The sequence below is a fragment of the Leisingera sp. ABD4_442 genome (assembly GCF_056160905.1).
The window spans coordinates 1-18,431 of the sequence record NZ_JBSWYB010000028.1; the positions used below are offsets into that span (position 1 = coordinate 1).

Sequence of the window (18,431 nt, forward strand, 5' to 3'; positions counted from 1 at the left end):
GTGCCGGGCCCACGCCCGCCGGACGTCCGGCCGTGGGCCAGGGGACTGTGCGGGCGCGGGAGAGCCTCGGAAGAGCTTCGCGAGGGCCGGGTGCTGTCAAAAACCAGCCTGCTGCTGACGCGGTGTTGTCAGCAGCGGGAGGATAGACAGGCCTTCTGCAAGAGGAGGGCCTGGCCGTGGCACCGTTCAATTTTCCACCGCGCGCGGCAGGCATTTGCCTGGTTGTTCTCTCGGCGGCGGTATTCAGCACCGCGGGTATCTTCACCCGTTCCGTCGCTGCCGCCACCTGGGTGATACTTTTCTGGCGCGGGCTGGCAGCGGCCGGGTTTACCTTGGCCTGGCTAGCCGCCCGGCGGGAGCTTGCCGTTGAGGTCCGTGCCTTTGACAGCCGGGCCTGGCTGATTGCTGTGATGGGGGCTGCAGGCAGTGCCGCCTTCATCCCGGCCTTCAAGCTGAGCAGCGTCGCCAATGTGGCTCTGATCTATGCCGCGGCGCCTTTTGCCGCCGCTGCTCTGGCCTGGCTGGTGCTGCGTGAGCGGCCCGCCGCCCGGGTTATGCTGGCCAGTGCCGCAGCACTGGGCGGGGTGGCTATCATCGTTTCCGGCTCAGCCGGGCAGGGCAGCCTGGCGGGCGACGGTCTGGCGCTGTTCATGACGCTGATGATGGCGGCGATCATGACCGCCTACCGCAGGTGGCCGGATGTGACGGCCGCGCTGCCCAATGCGGTCTCCTCGCTCTTGCTGCTGCCGGTGGCTGCACTCTGCGCGCCTGTGGCAGAGGTGCCAGCGGGAGAATTGCCGGTGCTGGTGCTGTTCGGGCTGGTATTCGCCGTCGCCTCTGTGACCCTGTGCGAGGGCGCGCGGCGGCTGCCTGCGCCGGAAACTGCGCTCTTGTCAGCATTGGAGACGCCGCTGGCGCCGCTGCTGGCCTTTCTGATCCTGGCCGAACGGCCCAGCCTGCAGGCCATGGCAGGCGGGGCGGTTATTTTTGTGGCCGTGCTGTGGTCGCAGAGGCCTGCGCGGAAGGCGGCTGAGCCTACTGCTTGTCCGTAACGTTCTCCTTGAAGGCGACCTCAAAGGCGGCTTGTTTTTCGGCGCTGGCCTCGGTCTGGTAGTTGGCTTTCCACTCGGCCATGGTCATGCCGTAGTAGGCTTCGCGGGCCTCGGTCTTGTCCATTTCGATGCCGCGCTCATTTGCGGCCTCCTGATACCAGCGGGCCAGGCAGTTGCGGCAGAAGCCGGCCATGTTCATCAGGTCGATGTTCTGCACGTCGGTGCGGTCTTCCATCAGGTGCTTCTGCAGGCGGCGGAAGGCGGCGGCCTGGATCTCGATCTCGGTTTGCTTGTCCATGGCGGTGGCTCCGGAGTTGTCTTGCGTTCCCGCAGGCCTAGCAGCCGCGGCGGAGGCGGGCAATGGCAAGGCGGCGTCAGACCAGCTGCAGCGCGATCCACGGCCCCAGCGCGGTGGCGAAGATCACGATCTTGTAGGTGCCAAGCCAGCGGTAAACCGTCAGGCTGACATCTGTCGGCGCCAGTCCGAACATCCGGCCATGCAGCCGGGCCACCCAATCCTGTAACAGCATCAGCAGGATGGCGGAGAGGGTGAACAGGCCAAGGTGCAGGATGGTCAGCCAGCCGAAAAAGGCGGAGAGAGTGTCTTGGGCCATGGCGGCTCCTTTCCCGTATCTGCCCCGCGTTTCCGTTACAGATATGGGGATGCCGTACCGGTTCTGCAACTTCTGGCCGCCGTTTCCCGATGCGGGAAACGGCAGGAGGAGGCAGGGTTAGAGACCGGAGGCGTCCAGCGCCTTGGGCAAAACGAGGGCCAGCCGTTCGGCCCACTCATGCTGGCCCTTGTGCTCGGCAATCAGGTCATTGCGCAGCTCGATCAGCGTGTTGGGGCGGCCCGGTTTGGTGGCGTGGGTCTCAATCGCATCGCCGGGCAGGTAGCCGGTGTAGGGTTCATTGACGCCGACACACAGATCGCCGCGGCGGTTCAGTTCGTCCACCACAAAAGGCGAGAACCGCTCGCCCTCGGGGAACAGGATGCCGATCTCCCAAGGCCGTGGCGGCCGGCCGCGCAGCTGGCGGGTGAAGCTGTGCACCGAGATGATCACGGTGCGGGGGCGTTCGGCCAGCCTTGCCAGCGCCCGGTGGTAGGGGCGGTAGCAGGCCTCCAGCCGCTCCTTCAGCTCTGCCTCGCCCGCGTGGCGGTTGGCGGGGATGATGGTGCCGTCATAAAGCTTCATCAAAAGCGTCGGGTCGTCCTCGCCGCGGTTCGGGTCGATCACCAGGCGGGAGAAATTGGAGGCCACCACCGGCGCGTCCAGCATCTCGCCCAAGAGTTTCGACACCTCATAGGCGCCGACGTCATAGGCGATGTGGCGTTCCATGTCCTCGCGGGGCAGCCCAAGGTCGCCGCCGCCGGCAAATTCCGGCACGTGGTTGGTTGCGTGGTCGCAGGTAATCAGCCAGCGGGCGGGACGGTCTTCGCCGTGAACAAAAAAGGGTGTGTATGTCATGAGCCTGATATGTTTTGCCGCAAGCTGTTTACGGGAGTTGCGGCAGAATGGGAATTGGGGGATAAGCACCTCAAACGCTGTTTGCGGTAACAGAAATTCGGGCCGGAGGAGAGACCCCCAATGAAACGTTCGCGCAATGTGAAGATTGTCGCCACTTTGGGGCCGGCGTCCGAGACCTATGACACCATCCGCGCCCTGCATGAGGCCGGCGCCGATGTGTTCCGGCTGAACATGTCGCACGGCAGCCATCCGGAGATCGCCGAGAAGCACCGGATCATCCGCCAGGTGGAGCAGGATCTGGACAGCCCGATTGCCATTCTGGCCGACCTGCAAGGACCGAAACTGCGGGTGGGCGTCTTTGCCAACGGCGAGGAAGAACTGGCGGAGGGCGCCAGGTTCCGCCTCGATCTGGATGAGGGGGAGGGCGATGCCAGCCGCGTGTGCCTGCCGCATCCCGAGATCTTCCAGGCGCTGGAGCCGGGTGCGCATCTGCTGGTGAACGACGGCAAGATCCGGCTGGTGGTGGATGATTGCGGCGAGGATTTTGCCGATTGCACGGTGGAGACCGGCGGCACCATCTCGAACCGCAAGGGGGTGAATGTGCCCGACGTGGTGCTGCCGCTGGCGGCGCTGTCAGAGAAGGACCGGGCGGACCTGGAGTTTGTCTGCTCCCTGGGGGTCGACTGGCTGGCGCTGTCTTTCGTGCAGCGGGCCAAGGACGTGTTCGAGGCGCGGGCGCTGGCGGATGGCCGCGCTGCGGTGCTGTCGAAGATCGAGAAGCCGCAGGCGGTGGAGGATTTCGAGGCCATCCTGGATGCCTCTGACGGCATCATGGTGGCGCGCGGCGACCTTGGCGTCGAGCTGCCGGTGGCAGCGGTGCCGCCGATCCAGAAACGGCTGGTGCGCAAGTGCCGGGCAGCCGCCAAGCCGGTGATCGTGGCGACCCAGATGCTGGAAAGCATGATCGAAAGCCCGATGCCGACCCGGGCCGAGGTCTCGGATGTGGCCACCGCCATCTACGAGGGCACCGACGCCATCATGCTGAGCGCCGAAAGCGCGGCCGGCCAGTATCCCATCGAGGCGGTGCAGACCATGGACAAGGTCGCCACCGAAGTGGAGGCCGACCCGACCTATACCCAGATCATCACCGCCTCGCGCTCGGCCAAGGGCACCACCGTGGCCGACGGCATCGTGGCGGCGGCGCGGGAGATTGCCGAGAAGACGGAAATCAAGGCGATCTGCTGCTTCACCCAGTCCGGCACGACTGCGCTGCTGACGGCACGGGAACGCCCCGGCGTGCCGATCATCGCCATGACCCCGGTCAGCGCGACGGCGCGGCGGCTCTGTCTGAGCTGGGGCTGCAAATGTGTGATGACCCCGGAGCTGGACCGCTTCAAGGGCGCGGTGGTCAGTGCGGCCCGCGCCGCGCGAGCGGGCGGCTATGCCGGGGAAAGCGATCAGATCGTGGTGACTGCCGGCGTGCCGTTCAACGTGCCCGGCACCACCAATATCCTGCGCATCGCCCCTTGCGACGAGCGGTTGATCTACAGCACCGACCCGGAATAACCTGACCTCACGGATATGTGAGGTAAGAGCAGCATGAATACCGATCTTCCGCTGATTGCGGGGCTGGTGATTGCCGGGTTTTCGGTGCCGTCGATCCTGTCGGCCTTCAGCGAACGGCGCCCGCCGCGGGCATCGGTGCTGACTATCCTGATCGCCATCGGGCTGATCACCTATGCGGTGGTGATGAAGCCCGGCGGCTATGCGGTGAGCGAAATCCCGGATGCGTTTTTCCGGGTTCTTGGGCAGCTTCTGTAGAGAATCTGCTTGCCCATCCTGCCAGCATTGCTTAAAGGGCAGCTCTGTTCCGCGCGGCCGGCCGTCGAGGCATGCCGAGTCGCGCGTCTAGCGAACCCGCATTGAAGGAGACGGAAATGCCCAAGATGAAGACAAAGTCGAGCGCCAAAAAGCGCTTCAAGGTGACAGCAACTGGCAAGGTCGTTGCAGGTCAGGCCGGCAAGCGCCACGGCATGATCAAACGCCACAAGAAATTCATCCGCGACGCCCGCGGCACCACCACCCTGTCCGCACCGGACGCAAAGATCGTCAAGGGCTTCATGCCCTACGACCGCTAAGAGGAGATCTGAGATATGTCCCGCGTTAAAGGTGGTACCACAACTCACGCCCGTCACAAGAAGGTCATCAAGGCAGCCAAAGGTTACTACGGCCGCCGCAAGAACACCTTCAAGGTTGCCCGTCAGGCCGTCGACAAGGCGAACCAGTACGCAACCCGCGACCGTAAGAACCGCAAGCGCAACTTCCGCGCGCTGTGGATCCAGCGTATCAACGCTGCTGTGCGTTCGCACGACGAAGCGCTGACCTACTCCCGCTTCATCAACGGCCTGAACCTGGCCGGCATCGAAGTGGACCGCAAAGTTCTGGCCGACCTGGCCGTGCACGAGCCCGAAGCCTTCGGTGCAATCGTCCGCCAGGCACAGGACGCGCTGGCAGCCTAAGGCTTCCGGAGAAGTCCGAATTCAGAGAAGGCCGTCCCGGTTGGGGCGGCCTTTTTCTGTTGGAGCTATGGGGCTTTGGCTGAAGGACCGGATTTGCAGCGCTGCTTTTGCCTGCATTGCGAAGAGGCTAAGTGCTGGGCGCAGCCTGCACCGCGCCCACGCGGATTGCCCCGGCCTCGTCCAGAACGGCAAACATTCCGGTTTCCAGCTCTTCCACGCTGCAGGTCAAAATGGGAAACTCCGGATAACCCAGTTCCCGGCCGACGATGACGGCCATCGCAATGATGATGTCTTCGCTGCCCAGCAGGATCGCCCGCGGCGGTTTGCCGTGCATCATCAGGTCCATCAGGTACTGGCTGGAGGAAGATGAACCGGTGATGCTGGGGATCGCTACAACCTTGCCTTCGATGCACTCGCCGAATTGCGGGTGGTCCGGGTCGGCGATTTGCGAGGTTCTGGCATCCAGCCCGCCCCAGAAGCAGATCGGGGCGTCCAGCTTGAGCACTTCGCCTTTGGCGGTTCCAGGAACCAGCACCTTGGTATCCGTGATGATCATCCCCATAGCGTGCTGTCCTGTTCTGCAACGCCAGTAACTGCGGCGGCCACGCATTCCCGCAAGGAGCCATAGATGACGTCGTGATTGACGGTGGATTTGCTGTAGTGCGCGAATTTCCCCGAGTTCGTCATCAGCACGCCTGACGTCTGCCGCAAAATCGGTGTCACCACCACGCAGGTGCCGATGACAAATGTACCGCCGGCCGCTTCGATCAGCTGCCGCTCTCCGGTCTGTGTCAGAGCCGCATAAACGTCGTGCCGGGTGCAGACGTAGACGGGTTTCGAAAAGCTCTTGCCCGCGCAAAGCTTGGCCAGCGCCTGGCATTCCTCCAGCGAGAAATGAGGGCTGCCGAGGGCGACACAATCGATTTTGCTGCCGGCGGCCGAGGTCAGGGACATGCGCACCTGCTGCAGTTCCTGCAGTGTGGGGCGCAGGATCTGTTGCGGCTGGCGGCCGCCAAAGGCGTCATCCTCGGTTGCGGCTTCGGGGGTGGTGCCGATGATGTGGAACAGGGCAACGGATCCGGCGGCAGCAGTGGCGGCGGCCATTGCCTTGAGCCAGTCCTCGGGAAGGCCAGGCGGAATGCCTTGAAACGCCGCAATGCTGTTGCCTGCGGTCTGCCCCAGCCAGGTACCAAGCACCGGATAGAAGGTCTCCTCTGCGAAGAGGGCATCCGGCACATGCGACAGATCCACAAGCACCGTTGCCAGCCGGTTTTCAGCAAGGTGCAGCCCCACGTACGGCGCCCGCCCGGTGATTGCGGCGCAGATGTCGAAGAAATCGCCATAGCGGTTGGTGCGGGCGCCGAGGATGGAGTTCGCAAAGACAATGGCATTGCTTTCCGCCCAAGCGACCTGCTCGCCTTTTGCGGGACGGAAACCGGCCTGATAGGGCGCACAGGTCCAGCTCGGTTTGCAGCCCATGTCCGTATAGGCTTTCATCAGCCGCCCGGCCATATCCTTGCCGCGGGCGGAATGCCGGATCAGACCCGGATTGACCAGATCCAGCGCGCCGACGTTCAGGGAGGACGGGACTGCGGTCTTGCCGCCGAGATCGCGCAGTTTCTCGGCGAAATGCACGCCCGCGTCAGAAAAATACACGCAACCGTCAATATGGGCGTGTGAAATGGGGATCAGCGAGGAAGCCCCCATCAGGCGCCCGGTTTCCATCACGACGCGCATCGCCATCGAGACCGCAGGCGGTGCAGCGTCAGAGGCCATGTATGTTTCTTCGCTGGTCAGATGCATCACGTCCCCCGCTGACTTGGCTGGCTTCATTCAATAGGCTGCTGAGCGCGTTGCCAATTGAAACTAAGTCATGGGGCCATGAGGCCTTCGAATGGCCGGGTTGAAGGCGCTCCCCTCACCACATCCGGCTTTTTGCGTATTCCGCGTAGCCTGCGTCATAGGCTTCTGCCTCGAAACTCTCTTCTTGCTCCTTCAGGAACTGGCCCGCAGTGGGGACGGCGGGGCGTTCGGCTTCCGGGTCCCACAGGCGGGAGCGCATCAGCGCCTTGGCGCATTGGAAGTAAAGTTCCTCCACCGTGATCACCGCGACGGTGGCGGGCAGCAGCGACTTGCGGGCGAACTGGGCGCGCAGGCTCTCGTCTGCCGTCAGGACGGCGGTGCCGTTCACCCGCACTACGTTGTTGCAGCCGGGCACCATGAACATCAGGCTGACGCGGCTGTCGCGGACGATATTGCGCAGGCTGTCGATGCGGTTGTTGCCGCGCCAGTCGGGCAGCCAGAGCGTCCGGTCGTCGGCGATATGCACCACCGGGCCGTCATCGCCGCGCGGGCTGGCGTCGGTGCCCTCGGGGCCGATGGTGGAGAGAACCAGAAACCGCGCCGCGCTGATCCAGCTGCGGTAAAGCGGCGTCAGATGGGCCGAAACCTTGGTCAGCGACTGCGGCACCGGGGGGCCGTAGATTTGTTCAAGCGCGCCGGTGCTGGTGATTGTCTGCATGGGTGTCCCTCCTGTGGGTTGCGTTTTAGCTTGCCCTTTCGTGGCAATGGGGCCAGTTTTCAGGCAAATGGGCCAAACTGCAGATATCCGCCGGTGCAGGGAAACCTCGTCTGATGCGGTGCAAAAGCTGCCGCATGGGGTCGTGTCCTATGCGCGGACCTATCAGGATGGTTATGTCTCTGCCTGGCACGATCATCCGCGCCATCAGCTGGTCTATGCGGTGGCGGGATTGATGATGGCGGAGGCGGACGGCACCAGCTGGGCGGTGCCTGCAGGATCGGGGCTGATCGTTCCGGCGGGGATGGCGCATGAGATCCGGATGGCCGGAGAGGTGCAGCTTCAATCGCTGTATGTTCACCCGCGCGAGGCTGGGGCCGCAGCAATGGCACAGTGCCGGGCGGTCACCGTGGAGCCGCTGCTGGCGGGGCTGATCGCGGCGCTCTGCGGCATGAACAACCCCTGGCCGCTGCCGCCGCGGGCGCATCACCTGAGCCAGCTGATCCTGATTGAGCTGGGCGCGGCGCGAAAGACGCCGCTGGCACTTCCTTATCCGGCGGATGCCCGGCTGCGGCGGGTCTGCGATGCGCTGATGGCGGAACCCGGCAGCGGCCAGACGCTGGACCACTGGGCGGCGCTGGCCGGGATGAGCCGCCGCAGCTTCACCCGCAGATTTCAGCAGCAAACCGGTCTCAGCTTCGGCGGCTGGCGGGACCGGCTGCGCTGTCAGATCGCGCTGCGGGCCGGTGCCCGGGGAGAGGCTCTGGACCGGGTGGCGCAAAGACTCGGCTATGCCAGCCGGCAATCACTGCAGGGGATGATGCGGCGGCTGGTTTGACGGGCTGAAGGCCAACCGGGGTGTTACAGGCTTTTGCCGTCGAAGATCTCCGATGGCAGATGCAGGGCGTTGACCTCGCCGATACATCCCAGATTGACGCGGAAGGTGCCGGGCGAAAGGCGCGGTTCCACGAATGTATGGATGCCGCAGGTGCCGCAGAAATGGTGCCGCGCCGCCATCGTGCCGAACCGGTAGGTCTTCAATGCCTCACAGCCTGCGGTGACTTCCATATATTCATGAGGCACTTTGAACGGGGTCAGATAGGCGGTTTTGCGGATGCAGATCGAACAGTCGCATTGCATTGCGCTGGTGATCTCCGGCGCACGGAAGGAGAAGCGGACAGCGCCGCAATGGCAGCTGCCTGAATAGGCTTTCATGGCTTGCCTCTTTGGGTTTGGGGAATGCGGCAAGTTTGACTGGCAGCCAAGGCGCCGGCAAGCGTTTTACGAGGTTTTGATGCTGGCCGGCCTCAGGCGGCGATCCCGTGCGGGCCGTGGCGGATGATGGCCCATTGGCCATAGCTGTCGTCCAGGTCCAGCTTGATCGCAGCATTGGACTTGGTGGAGGCGCTGCCGATTTCTGCCAGAGTGAACTCGATCCCGCCGGGGATGTCGATGCGCACCCGGTGCTCGCCGCCGCCGTGCGGGGCCTGGATCGGGCGGCCGGTTGAGGTGACCAGCCCTTCGATATCCAGCCTGGCGGTGCGGTTTTCTATGTCAACTTCGTAGTCAATCCGCTTGACCAGTGTCTCGTGGACGGTGTCGCACATGGCGCGGAACACCCACCAGTGGGTGGCTTCCTCATCAGTTTCGCCGCCCATGAACACGGTTTCAATCGCCGCGCGCTGGGCGTCGGTGGTCCGGTCGTCGATGATTGCCTGCAGTGCGCCCTTGCCTTCGAAAACCGGGCCGGGCCAGGCATAGAACAGGGCGGCGCGGGTGCCTGCCAGATCGGTCGCGCCGAAATGGCCCTTGTCGATATGGATCACCTCGAACCCGGTGCAGTCTCCGTGGGTGGGCAGATCCTCGAACTGGCAGGGGCAGCCGTAATTGCAGTTGCAGTTCCCGAAGCTGCGGCCTTCGATATACCAATCCACATGTGCCATGGCTGTCACCTCCGGTTATCTGCTGAAAGGAATTCCGGAAGTGTACCACAAAACAACCGCAAATTCAGCGGGCGGGCCCGGAGCCGGCTGGGCCCCGGGCGCTGCGGCATTAGGCCGGGATGATCTGCTGATCCATCTGCTTGTCTTTGACACGGTCGCTTTCGACCAGCTTCTGCAGGGCCGGGCGGGACAGAACCCGCTGCCGGTAGGCCTCCAAATTCGGATAGGTGCTGTGATCCAGGCGGGCGTTGCCGGACAGTACAAAGAACCAGGCCAGATAGGCATCCGCGGCGCAAAAACGCTCTCCCAGCAGGAAGGGGCGGTCCGCCAGATGGTCCTCCAGCAGTTGGAACCGCAGTGGTGCCAGCTCGCGCACGCGGTCCTTCACCGCGTCAGTGGCCTCCTGGTAGAACACCACCCGGAACAACCCCTTGTGCAGTTCCGTGGCGCAGAAATTGGTCCAGCGCAGCAGCTGGAAATAGTCTGGGTCTTGCGGACCCACCCGGAACTCCGGGTTCTGCGATTGCGACTGGATCCACATCAGCACGGTGGCGGTTTCGGTGATGCGGGTGCCGTCCTCCAGCTCCAGCACCGAGACCTGGCCCAGCGGGTTCACGTCATAGAGCGAGCCGCCGGCCTCCAGTTCCTTGGTGCGCAGGTTCAGATAGGCGATGTCCAGCGGCACCCCGCCCTCGGCGGCAGCAAAGCGGGCAGCGAGGGAGCAGGTGAGTGGGGCGTGGTAAAGCGTGGTCATTCAGGCAGTCTCACTCAGGGGTAGGCGGAAACAAGGGAATCGGTGGTCACAATAGCGGCATAGGCAAAGCCAAGCGCCGACATATAGGCTTTGTGCACGTCTGCGGCGGCGATGGTTGCGCCGTTGAACTCCAGATCGCGGGAGGAGCAGGCGTCCTCGACCACGGTGACCGCATAACCATAGTCAGCGGCGGCGCGGGCGGCGGCGTCGATGCACATGTGGCTCATGTCGCCGGCAATGGTGACATCGGTGATGCCGTTCTCGTCCAGCAGCTGTTTCAGATTGGTTTCGCGGAATGCATTCACATGGTGCTTGAGCACGGTGGGCTCGCCGTCTGCGGGCTGCATCGAGGCATGGATCTGCGCGCCCTCGCTGCCGGGAGCAAAGAAGGGGGCGTCGTCAGAGGTGAATTCGTGATGCACATGGACGATCAATTGGCCCATGGCGCGGGCCTGGTCCAGCAGGCGCCGGGCATTGGCGGCAGAGGCCTCGATCCCGTGCAGCTCCCATTTGCCGCCGGGGAAATAGTCGTTCTGGATGTCGATCAGGATCAATGCGGATTTGGTCATTTGGATCTCTGTTTCCTTGGATGCTGGGTTGGTATAGGCCCTCGGCGTGCCCAGATGTGATTGGCGGAAATGACATAAAGCGGGTTCAATCAGACAAATGGCATCGGATACAGAGATACGGATCGGGCTGGCGGCCTATCCTTGCGCGCAGCGGGCGGCGGTGCTGGGCTTGCAGGACTTGCTGCAGGCCTCCAGCGGGATGCAGCAGGCAGCGCGGGGGCTGAGGGTTGAGATTGTCGAGGCGTTTGAAGGTGATGACCGGTTTGACGCGGTGATCCTGCCGCCCTGCCTGGGGCCGCGGCCGGAAGGGGCGGCACTGGCCGCGGTCTCAGCCTGGGTGGCGCGGCAGCACGGGGGCGGGGCGCTGGTCTGTTCGATCTGCGCCGGGGCCTTTCCGCTGGCGGAGACGGGATTGCTGGACGGGCGCCAGGCGACCACCCATTGGGCCTTGGCGCCGGCCTTTGCCCAGGCTTATCCGCAAGTGCAGCTGCAGGCCGAGCGGCTGCTGATCGACGATGGCGACGTGATCACCGCAGGCGGGCTGATGGCCTGGACCGACCTTGGCTTGCGGCTGGTGGCGCGGTTCCTAGGGCTGGCGGTGATGCTGGAAACCGCGCGGTTCTTTCTGATCGACCCGGGCGGGCGCGAGCAGAGCTACTACAACCTGTTCGCCCCGGACCTCAGCCATGGCGACGCCCCGGTGCTGAAGGCGCAGCACTGGCTGCAGGCGCACTACGCTGAGGGGGTAACAGTGCCGCAGATGGCGGCGGCGGCCGGGCTGGAGGAGCGCACCTTCCTGCGCCGCTTTCAGGCCGCCACCGGGCTGAAGCCCTCGCAATACCTGCAGCAGCTGCGCGTCGCCAAGGCGCGGGAGCGGCTGGAGCTGTCAACTGCCAGCATTGAGAGCATTGCGATGGAAGCGGGCTATCTGGACGTCTCCGCCTTCCGCAAGCTGTTCCAGCGGATTGTCGGCCTGTCGCCGAGTGAATACCGCAAGCGGTTTGCGCCGGCACGGGGGTGAATTCGCAGAGCCTTTTGTGGGCAGAGGATAAATACTCAGGTATCAGGAAGTTGAAGACAGGCAGCGTATCAAGCTGATGAAGATTTCAATTCCGGGTGGCTCTGAAAATGTACAAAGACCAGGTTTCTGAAGCGCAGTTTGAACTTGCCGCTGAAATGGCAGGTTATGTGTTGCTCAGGCTCACGCGGTTTTTCTCGCAGCTCGATTTTGACGACTGGAAGGACATTGTGTCCGGCGAGGAGGGCGCGAAAAACGAGAGCGGGGCGTATGATGGCGTCGCGCAGTTCAGCGGCCTTGCTGGCGCGCTCATTTGGGCAAATGTTGCAGCATACAGCCGCGCGGCCTGGGTGCTGGAGCAGTTGGGGATAGTCATCAGGCACAGAGAAACCGCTTTTTTCAAAGCGGCTGTGCCGTGTGGCAAAATCCGGCAGCACTTGCTGGAAAGCCGCACTCTCGGAGCGGAAGAGTTCGAATACATGGTCTACGCCTTCTTTGGGTGCGAAACCCAGGATGAATGGGGCGCAGCCAGTTTGGAGGGTCCGGACGGGCCGATGGCGTCTTCGGTGGTTGAGCTGGACCCTGGCTTTGCGCAGCTTTGCAAGAACGCAGGGTTGATCGGGAAAACGGAGGGGCAATGGGCCTGGACACCGCTTATGGAGCGCTGCATGTCACCCATTGAATCTGGGGTTAGCGTTCCGGGATTCTTCAGCCGTTCCGTGTCTTCAGACTGGGAGGCAATGCTGGTTTAGGCAAGCATGGCCAAGTCCTGTCTTTGCCCAAGACTATGCTTGCCGAAACTCCTTTGCCGCCTGCAACACACCCAGCAGCGCATCCGCCTTGGCCCTCTTGCTTTCAGCGGCCCTTGTGGTAGCAGGGCACAAGCACAATTCGAGGGGCCGTCATGGACGATCTTAAAGCCAAATACCTGGGTCAGATTGCGGATGCTGCGGATGAAGCCGCGCTGGAGGCGATCCGCGTGGCTGCCGTGGGCAAAAAGGGCGAAGTGGCGCTGAAGATGCGCGAGCTGGGCAAGATGACCCCGGAAGAGCGCCAGGTGGCTGGCCCCGCGCTGAACGCGCTGAAGGATGAGATCAACTCGGCCCTGGCCGCCAAGAAGGCCGGCCTGGAAGATGCAGCACTTGATGAACGCCTGCGCACCGAATGGCTGGACGTGACTCTGCCGTCGCGCCCCACCCGCCAGGGTTCGCTGCATCCGATCAGCCAGGTGCAGGAAGAGATCACCGCGATCTTTGCCGAGCTGGGTTTCTCCGTCGCCGAAGGGCCGCGGATCGATACAGACTGGTACAACTTCGATGCGCTGAATATCCCCGGCCACCACCCGGCGCGCGCCGAGATGGACACGTTCTATATGCACCGTGCCGAAGGCGACGACCGGCCGCCGCATGTGCTGCGCACCCATACTTCGCCGGTGCAGATCCGCTCGATGGAGAAGATGGGCGCGCCGCTGCGCATCATCTGCCCGGGCGGTGTCTACCGTGCCGACTATGACCAGACCCACACGCCAATGTTCCACCAGGTCGAAGGCCTGGCGCTGGACAAGGACATCTCGATGGCGAACCTCAAGTGGGTGCTGGAGGAGTTCGTCAAATCCTTCTTTGAGGTGGACGACGTTGAGCTGCGCTTCCGCGCCTCGCATTTCCCCTTCACCGAGCCGTCCGCCGAAGTTGACATCCGCTGCTCCTGGGAAGACGGCACGCTGAAGATCGGCGAAGGCGACGACTGGATGGAAATCCTCGGCTCCGGCATGGTGCACCCCAAGGTGATCGCGGCCGGCGGTATCGACCCGGAGATTTATCAGGGCTTTGCCTTCGGCATCGGCATCGACCGTCTGGCGATGCTGAAATACGGCATCCCCGACCTGCGCGCCTTCTTCGACAGCGACCTGCGCTGGCTGCGCCACTACGGCTTCCAGAGCCTCGACATGCCGGCGCTGCATGGCGGTTTGAGCAGGTAAACCTAAGTTGAAGGGTATTGCTCAAAATGCACTTGTTACCGCCATCGTCGCCGCTGTCGTCGGTGGCGTGTTCACACTTGCTCCTATAGCGTACGACTGGGTTACCAAGCGCCAATTGATAACCTATGATACGGTGTCTTCTGGTGTATTGAATGCAGATACCGACAAACAAATTTATTTTATCGACGTAAGTAACGAAGGTTCGAGCGAGGTCGAGAGCGTAGAAATAAACTATAAGCTTGATGGCAATAATATTGCCGACTTCACACTAGATACTCCCTTTGGAGTTAAAACTGAGCATGTTGTTTCTGGTAGTGAAGTTACAGTTCAAGTAGGAGAGCTTAACCCCAGCGAGTCTGTGCGATTTGCCTTTCTTGCTGAGGGTGATCTTAGCGGCGAAGAAGGGGTACTTTCTATCCGCGCGCGCGGTCTTTCGTCGGACAAAATTGTTGAACGGACCGACGAGGCTGACGGCCTTTTAGGGTTTTTAGATTCCCCGTTTGATACCTTTGTGCTGCTTATGGGCTACGCGGCGGTAGTTATGTTTGTTCTAAAGTTGAAAGGCTGGCGAAGAGGTGGTGGAGGCCAATATCTGGACCGTGATGTTGAGCTTCGGTATATTAGGCTCCTGTGTGGAGAAGCGCCTGAACTAAAGAGTGTCGATACCAGCAATATTACCTACGCAGGTTTTTCCGACGTTGTTTATTTGTCAGTATTTAACGGGAACTTGAGCAAGGAAGTCGGACTGAAAGCGTTAGGCTGCTTGTCGCGGTGTCAAATGGCAAGTGAAAGCAAGGCGACTGTAGAACGCCATATTTCTCAGCTTCTGGGCGAGGAGGCAGACGAATTTGTTCGCAGCTGCAACGAACGTAGCGAAGATGAGCGTGGTGATTTTGAGAAGATTTTTGCGTCTACAATTGCGAGTTGACGGTTCTTTTCGCGATGTTTTGTGAATTTCAGTAGCGGTTGAACTAGATCGACAGCGCGGAACAAGGCCGAGAGGCCGCCGCGCCATCGCCTGACCGCCCGCACGGGCAGGCGATTGGGGGAGCCAAGCGCACCAGCTGGAGGTCGTACGGACGTGGCCGGCATAAATTGCCAAACATCCCTGTCGGATCGCCTCCCCGCGGTCAGGCGATGGCGCGGCTTGTCCACCCACAGCCCCACAAACATGTGACGTGACACTTGGGGCTCCTTGGCTAGGCTCGGGCAGATGATCCGAGCAGCGCTTTCCCTTTCCGCCGCCCTTCTGTGGGCCACCTCCGCCGCCGCCATGGGGCCGTGGCAGGCCTCTGACTGCCATGGCGAGACAGCCTGCCAGTTGGAAGACCGTTCCTATCACGTGATGGAGCCGGAGGGGTGGGACGGGGTCTCAGCCCTGCCGGTGCTCTTGCATTTCCACGGCTGGGCGCGGACCGGGGTCAATGCGCAGCGGAGCGACCGGGTGGGGGCCTCGACCAAGCGGCGCGGGGTGCTGCTGGTGACGCCGAACGGGCGGCGCAAGACCTGGGACTTCTGGACGGCCCAGACGGAGGACGTGGAATTTGCCAACCAGGTGCTGGAGGATGTGGCCAAGCGCTACCCGCTTGATATGGATAAGATTTACGTCTCTGGCTACTCCTATGGCTCGGCCATGGCCTGGCGGTATGCCTGTCAGAGCGGCAACCATGTGGCGGCGCTGCTGGGGATTGCCGGGGCGTTTCCGCCGGGCGAAACCTGCCCCGAGGCGCCGCGCGAGGTGCGCCATGTGCATGGGGTGAGCGATACGGTTATGCCCTTTCCGAATGACCGACTTGGGGCCGAAACCGTGCCGATGGGGCTGTGGCGCGCCCGGCTGAATTGCGGCGCGGGCCGCGGGACCGGCGACTGGCAAGTGGTGGAGTTCCTAACGCTCTCGCGCAAGGAGTGGCGCGATTGCAGCGCGGGGCAGGTGGTTCTGGACATCCATCCCGGCGGTCACTTCATCCCGCATGGCTGGATCGGGCGGCAATTGGATGAGCTTTTGGGGCGCACTCCCAGCTATCCGTGACCACGGGGGCAGCGGACCCTTGAACCTTGGCGCATTCTTTGCCATTGCCTCAGGTCAAACACGCATGTCTGCCAAGGGGTCCCCGACCGATGAAATTCACGCTTTCCTGGCTGAAAGACCACCTCGACACCGACGCCTCGGTGGAAGAGATCACTGATGCCCTGACCGATCTGGGCCTTGAGGTCGAAGGGGTCGTCAATCCGGCGGACGCGCTGAAGGACTTCAAGCTTGGCTATGTGAAGCACGCCGAGAAGCACCCGGACGCCGACAAGCTGCGGGTCTGCAAGGTAGACACCGACGAGGGCGAGCTGCAGATCATCTGCGGCGCGCCGAACGCGCGTGAAGGCATCACCGTGGTGGTCTGCAAGCCGGGCATGTATATCCCCGGCCTCGACATCACCATTGGCGTCGGCAAGATCCGTGGCGTTGAGAGCTTCGGCATGATGGCCTCCGAGCGCGAGCTGGAGCTGTCGGAAGAGCATGACGGCATCATCGAGCTGCCCTCGGGCGAGGTTGGCGACAGTTTTGTCGATTGGCTGGCGGAGAACGATCCGGCCAAGGTCGACCCGGTGATCGAGATCGCGATCACCCCGAACCGCCCCGATGCGCTGGGCGTCTATGGCATCGCCCGCGATCTGGCGGCACGGGGCCTCGGCACCCTCAAGACCCGCGCGTTTGAGGCGATCCCGGGCGATTTCGCCAGCCCGGTCAAGGTCACCATCGACGCCGACACGCTGGACGGTTGCCCGCTGTTTGCGGGCCGGGTGATCAAGGGCGTGAAGAACGGCCCTAGCCCGCAGTGGCTGCAGGACCGGCTGAAGGCGATCGGCTTGCGCCCGATTTCGGCGCTGGTGGACATCACCAACTTCTTCACCTTCGACCAGAACCGCCCGCTGCATGTGTTCGACGCGGCCAAGGTCGCAGGCGACCTGCGGGTGCACCGTGCCCAGGGCGGCGAAACGCTGAAGGCGCTGGACGAGAAGGAATACACCTTCGGCGCCGGCCAGATGGTGATTTCCGACGCCAACGGCCCCGAAAGCATCGGCGGCATCATGGGCGGCGAGGAGACCGGCTGCACCGAGGAAACCGTGGATGTGTTCCTGGAAAGCGCGTTCTGGGATCACGTGCAGATTGCCATGGCGGGCCGGGCGCTGAAAATCAACTCCGACGCACGCTACCGCTTTGAGCGCGGCGTCGACCCTGAATACACCATCGAGGGCCTGCACCGGGCGACCCAGATGATCCTGGACCTTTGCGGCGGCGAGCCGTCGGAGGTGGTGATTGCGGGCGATGTGCCGGATCATTCGCGCGCCTACAAGCTGGATGCCGACCGGGTGCAGTCGCTGGTGGGGATGGAGATCCCGGAAAGCGATCAGCGCCAGACCCTGACCCGCCTCGGCTTCCGCCTGGAGGGCAGCATGGCGCATGTGCCGAGCTGGCGTCCGGACGTGCAGGGCGAGGCTGATCTGGTAGAAGAGGTCGCGCGGATTGCCTCGCTGACCAAGCTGCAGGGCAAGCCGCTGCCGCGCCTGACCGATGGCATCCCGAAACCGGTGATGACGCCGCAGCAGCGCCGCCAGCAGATGGCGCGCCGCACCTGCGCCAGCCTCGGCTATAACGAGGTCGTCAGCTACAGCTTCATCGACAAGGCCTCCGCCGCGCTGTTCGGCGGCGGTGATGATGCCACCATGCTGGCCAACCCGATCTCTTCCGAAATGTCGCACATGCGCCCTGACTTGCTGGCGGGCCTGCTGCAGGCCGCAGCCCGCAACCAGGCGCGCGGCTACATGGATCTGGCGCTATTTGAGGCAGGCCCTGCCTTCACCGGCGGCGAGCCGGGCGAGCAGGTGAACCAGATTGCGGGCCTCTTGGTGGGCCGCACCGGGCCGAAGGACGTGCATGGCGCTTCGCGCGCGGTGGATCTTTATGATGCCAAGGCCGACATCGAGGCGGTTCTGGCTGCCATTGGCGCCCCGGCCAAGGTGCAGGTGTTGCGCGACGGCGCTGCCTGGTGGCACCCGGGCCGCCACGGCCGCATCTGCCTGGGCCCGAAAAAGACCCTGGGCGTCTTTGGTGAGCTGCATCCCAAGGTTCTGAAAGAGATGGGCATCAAGGGCGCCGCTGTCGCCTTCACCATCTGGCCGGATGAAATTCCGCTGCCGCGCAAATCCTCTGCCACCCGCCCGGCGCTGGCAATCAGCGATCTGCAGGCGGTGGAGCGGGACTTTGCCTTTGTGGTCGACGACAGCGTCGAAGCACTGACCCTGGTCAATGCTGCTGCGGGTGCCGACAAGGCGCTGATCGAAGACGTGCGAGTCTTTGACGAGTTCATCGGCGGCAGCCTGGGTGAGGGCAAGAAATCGCTGGCGATCACCGTGCGGCTGCAGCCCAGCGACAAGACGCTGAAGGAAAAGGACATCGAAGCGGTGAGCGACAAGATCATCGCCAAGGTGACCAAGGCAACCGGCGGCACTCTGCGCGGGTAACGGCTGGCCCAAGGCTTTTGAGAAAAAGCCTTGGCAAAAGTTTTGAGGAAAACTTTTGGGCGGCTTCCGGTTCCGGGGCCGCCCTTTTCCTTTGCG

Annotated in this window: 22 protein-coding genes; 12 read left to right on the forward strand and 10 right to left on the reverse strand. The window is 63.1% G+C overall.

The window, feature by feature from the left end; translation table 11 throughout:
- The first annotated feature begins 176 nt into the window (after positions 1 to 176).
- Positions 177 to 1,052 (forward strand): DMT family transporter, encoded by an 876-nt coding sequence (locus tag ACXAHG_RS17310; RefSeq protein WP_475059302.1) that lies wholly within the window; start codon positions 177 to 179, stop codon positions 1,050 to 1,052.
- Here the strand turns inward: ACXAHG_RS17310 and ACXAHG_RS17315 are convergent.
- From ACXAHG_RS17315 to ACXAHG_RS17325, 3 genes are all read right to left on the reverse strand, one after another.
- Complete coding sequence (locus tag ACXAHG_RS17315) at positions 1,036 to 1,350, reverse strand: DUF1244 domain-containing protein (protein ID WP_475041258.1); 315 nt, start codon at positions 1,348 to 1,350, stop codon at positions 1,036 to 1,038. The two genes, ACXAHG_RS17310 and ACXAHG_RS17315, sit on opposite strands and share 17 nt — an antisense overlap.
- Before the next feature lie 76 nt (positions 1,351 to 1,426).
- Complete coding sequence (locus tag ACXAHG_RS17320) at positions 1,427 to 1,666, reverse strand: DUF6868 family protein (protein WP_475059305.1); 240 nt, start codon at positions 1,664 to 1,666, stop codon at positions 1,427 to 1,429.
- A gap of 117 nt (positions 1,667 to 1,783) precedes the next feature.
- Entirely contained in the window at positions 1,784 to 2,521 is a 738-nt protein-coding gene (locus ACXAHG_RS17325; protein WP_475041261.1) for an N-formylglutamate amidohydrolase, read from the reverse strand.
- Between the two features lie 120 nt (positions 2,522 to 2,641).
- Here ACXAHG_RS17325 and pyk point away from each other — a divergent pair, with 120 nt between their 5' ends.
- From pyk to rplT, 4 genes are all read left to right on the forward strand, one after another.
- Positions 2,642 to 4,087, forward strand: a complete 1,446-nt coding sequence (gene pyk / locus ACXAHG_RS17330; protein ID WP_475059308.1) for a pyruvate kinase — start codon at positions 2,642 to 2,644, stop codon at positions 4,085 to 4,087.
- A gap of 33 nt (positions 4,088 to 4,120) precedes the next feature.
- Positions 4,121 to 4,342, forward strand: a complete 222-nt coding sequence (locus ACXAHG_RS17335; RefSeq protein ID WP_475041264.1) for a hypothetical protein — start codon at positions 4,121 to 4,123, stop codon at positions 4,340 to 4,342.
- A 116-nt stretch (positions 4,343 to 4,458) separates the two neighbouring features.
- A complete protein-coding gene (gene rpmI, locus ACXAHG_RS17340; RefSeq protein WP_475041266.1) occupies positions 4,459 to 4,659 on the forward strand; it encodes a 50S ribosomal protein L35 in 201 nt (66 codons plus the stop codon).
- A gap of 15 nt (positions 4,660 to 4,674) precedes the next feature.
- Positions 4,675 to 5,040 (forward strand): 50S ribosomal protein L20, encoded by a 366-nt coding sequence (rplT, locus tag ACXAHG_RS17345; protein ID WP_008206278.1) that lies wholly within the window; start codon positions 4,675 to 4,677, stop codon positions 5,038 to 5,040.
- Positions 5,041 to 5,167: 127 nt separating this feature from the next.
- On the opposite strand, the gene ACXAHG_RS17350 is transcribed toward rplT, so the two are convergent.
- From ACXAHG_RS17350 to ACXAHG_RS17360, 3 genes are all read right to left on the reverse strand, one after another.
- Positions 5,168 to 5,596 carry an aconitase X swivel domain-containing protein gene (locus tag ACXAHG_RS17350; RefSeq protein ID WP_475059310.1) on the reverse strand — a complete coding sequence of 143 codons (429 nt, stop codon included), beginning with the start codon at positions 5,594 to 5,596 and terminating at the stop codon, positions 5,168 to 5,170.
- Positions 5,593 to 6,873, reverse strand: coding sequence for an aconitase X (locus ACXAHG_RS17355; protein ID WP_475059313.1), 1,281 nt, complete (start codon positions 6,871 to 6,873; stop codon positions 5,593 to 5,595). Before ACXAHG_RS17355 ends, ACXAHG_RS17350 begins: the two co-directional genes overlap by 4 nt.
- Positions 6,874 to 6,958: 85 nt before the next feature.
- Positions 6,959 to 7,561: a pyridoxamine 5'-phosphate oxidase family protein gene (locus ACXAHG_RS17360; RefSeq protein ID WP_475059315.1), complete on the reverse strand. Its 603-nt coding sequence runs from the start codon at positions 7,559 to 7,561 to the stop codon at positions 6,959 to 6,961.
- A gap of 67 nt (positions 7,562 to 7,628) precedes the next feature.
- On the opposite strand from ACXAHG_RS17360, the gene ACXAHG_RS17365 reads away from it, so the two are divergent.
- On the forward strand, positions 7,629 to 8,396 hold the full coding sequence (locus ACXAHG_RS17365; RefSeq protein ID WP_475059317.1) for an AraC family transcriptional regulator: 768 nt from the start codon (positions 7,629 to 7,631) through the stop codon (positions 8,394 to 8,396).
- 23 nt (positions 8,397 to 8,419) lie between these two features.
- On the opposite strand, the gene ACXAHG_RS17370 is transcribed toward ACXAHG_RS17365, so the two are convergent.
- The 4 genes from ACXAHG_RS17370 to ACXAHG_RS17385 all read right to left on the reverse strand — a co-directional run bounded on the left by ACXAHG_RS17370 (position 8,420) and on the right by ACXAHG_RS17385 (position 10,824).
- Entirely contained in the window at positions 8,420 to 8,773 is a 354-nt protein-coding gene (locus ACXAHG_RS17370; RefSeq protein ID WP_475041272.1) for a GFA family protein, read from the reverse strand.
- Between the two features lie 92 nt (positions 8,774 to 8,865).
- Positions 8,866 to 9,501: a DUF1326 domain-containing protein gene (locus ACXAHG_RS17375; RefSeq protein WP_475059319.1), complete on the reverse strand. Its 636-nt coding sequence runs from the start codon at positions 9,499 to 9,501 to the stop codon at positions 8,866 to 8,868.
- 109 nt (positions 9,502 to 9,610) lie between these two features.
- On the reverse strand, positions 9,611 to 10,255 hold the full coding sequence (locus ACXAHG_RS17380; RefSeq protein ID WP_475059321.1) for a glutathione S-transferase family protein: 645 nt from the start codon (positions 10,253 to 10,255) through the stop codon (positions 9,611 to 9,613).
- Between the two features lie 14 nt (positions 10,256 to 10,269).
- Entirely contained in the window at positions 10,270 to 10,824 is a 555-nt protein-coding gene (locus ACXAHG_RS17385; protein WP_475059324.1) for a cysteine hydrolase family protein, read from the reverse strand.
- Between the two features lie 97 nt (positions 10,825 to 10,921).
- On the opposite strand from ACXAHG_RS17385, the gene ACXAHG_RS17390 reads away from it, so the two are divergent.
- The 6 genes from ACXAHG_RS17390 to pheT all read left to right on the forward strand — a co-directional run bounded on the left by ACXAHG_RS17390 (position 10,922) and on the right by pheT (position 18,335).
- Positions 10,922 to 11,845: a GlxA family transcriptional regulator gene (locus ACXAHG_RS17390; RefSeq protein ID WP_475059326.1), complete on the forward strand. Its 924-nt coding sequence runs from the start codon at positions 10,922 to 10,924 to the stop codon at positions 11,843 to 11,845.
- A 107-nt stretch (positions 11,846 to 11,952) separates the two neighbouring features.
- On the forward strand, positions 11,953 to 12,594 hold the full coding sequence (locus ACXAHG_RS17395; protein ID WP_475059328.1) for a hypothetical protein: 642 nt from the start codon (positions 11,953 to 11,955) through the stop codon (positions 12,592 to 12,594).
- Positions 12,595 to 12,746: 152 nt separating this feature from the next.
- A complete protein-coding gene (pheS, locus tag ACXAHG_RS17400; RefSeq protein WP_475041282.1) occupies positions 12,747 to 13,820 on the forward strand; it encodes a phenylalanine--tRNA ligase subunit alpha in 1,074 nt (357 codons plus the stop codon).
- Between the two features lie 7 nt (positions 13,821 to 13,827).
- Positions 13,828 to 14,748 carry a hypothetical protein gene (locus ACXAHG_RS17405; protein ID WP_475041284.1) on the forward strand — a complete coding sequence of 307 codons (921 nt, stop codon included), beginning with the start codon at positions 13,828 to 13,830 and terminating at the stop codon, positions 14,746 to 14,748.
- Positions 14,749 to 15,033: 285 nt separating this feature from the next.
- Complete coding sequence (locus tag ACXAHG_RS17410; protein WP_475059330.1) at positions 15,034 to 15,849, forward strand: CE1 family esterase; 816 nt, start codon at positions 15,034 to 15,036, stop codon at positions 15,847 to 15,849.
- A gap of 89 nt (positions 15,850 to 15,938) precedes the next feature.
- Positions 15,939 to 18,335, forward strand: coding sequence for a phenylalanine--tRNA ligase subunit beta (pheT, locus tag ACXAHG_RS17415; RefSeq protein ID WP_475059333.1), 2,397 nt, complete (start codon positions 15,939 to 15,941; stop codon positions 18,333 to 18,335).
- Positions 18,336 to 18,431: the final 96 nt, after the last annotated feature.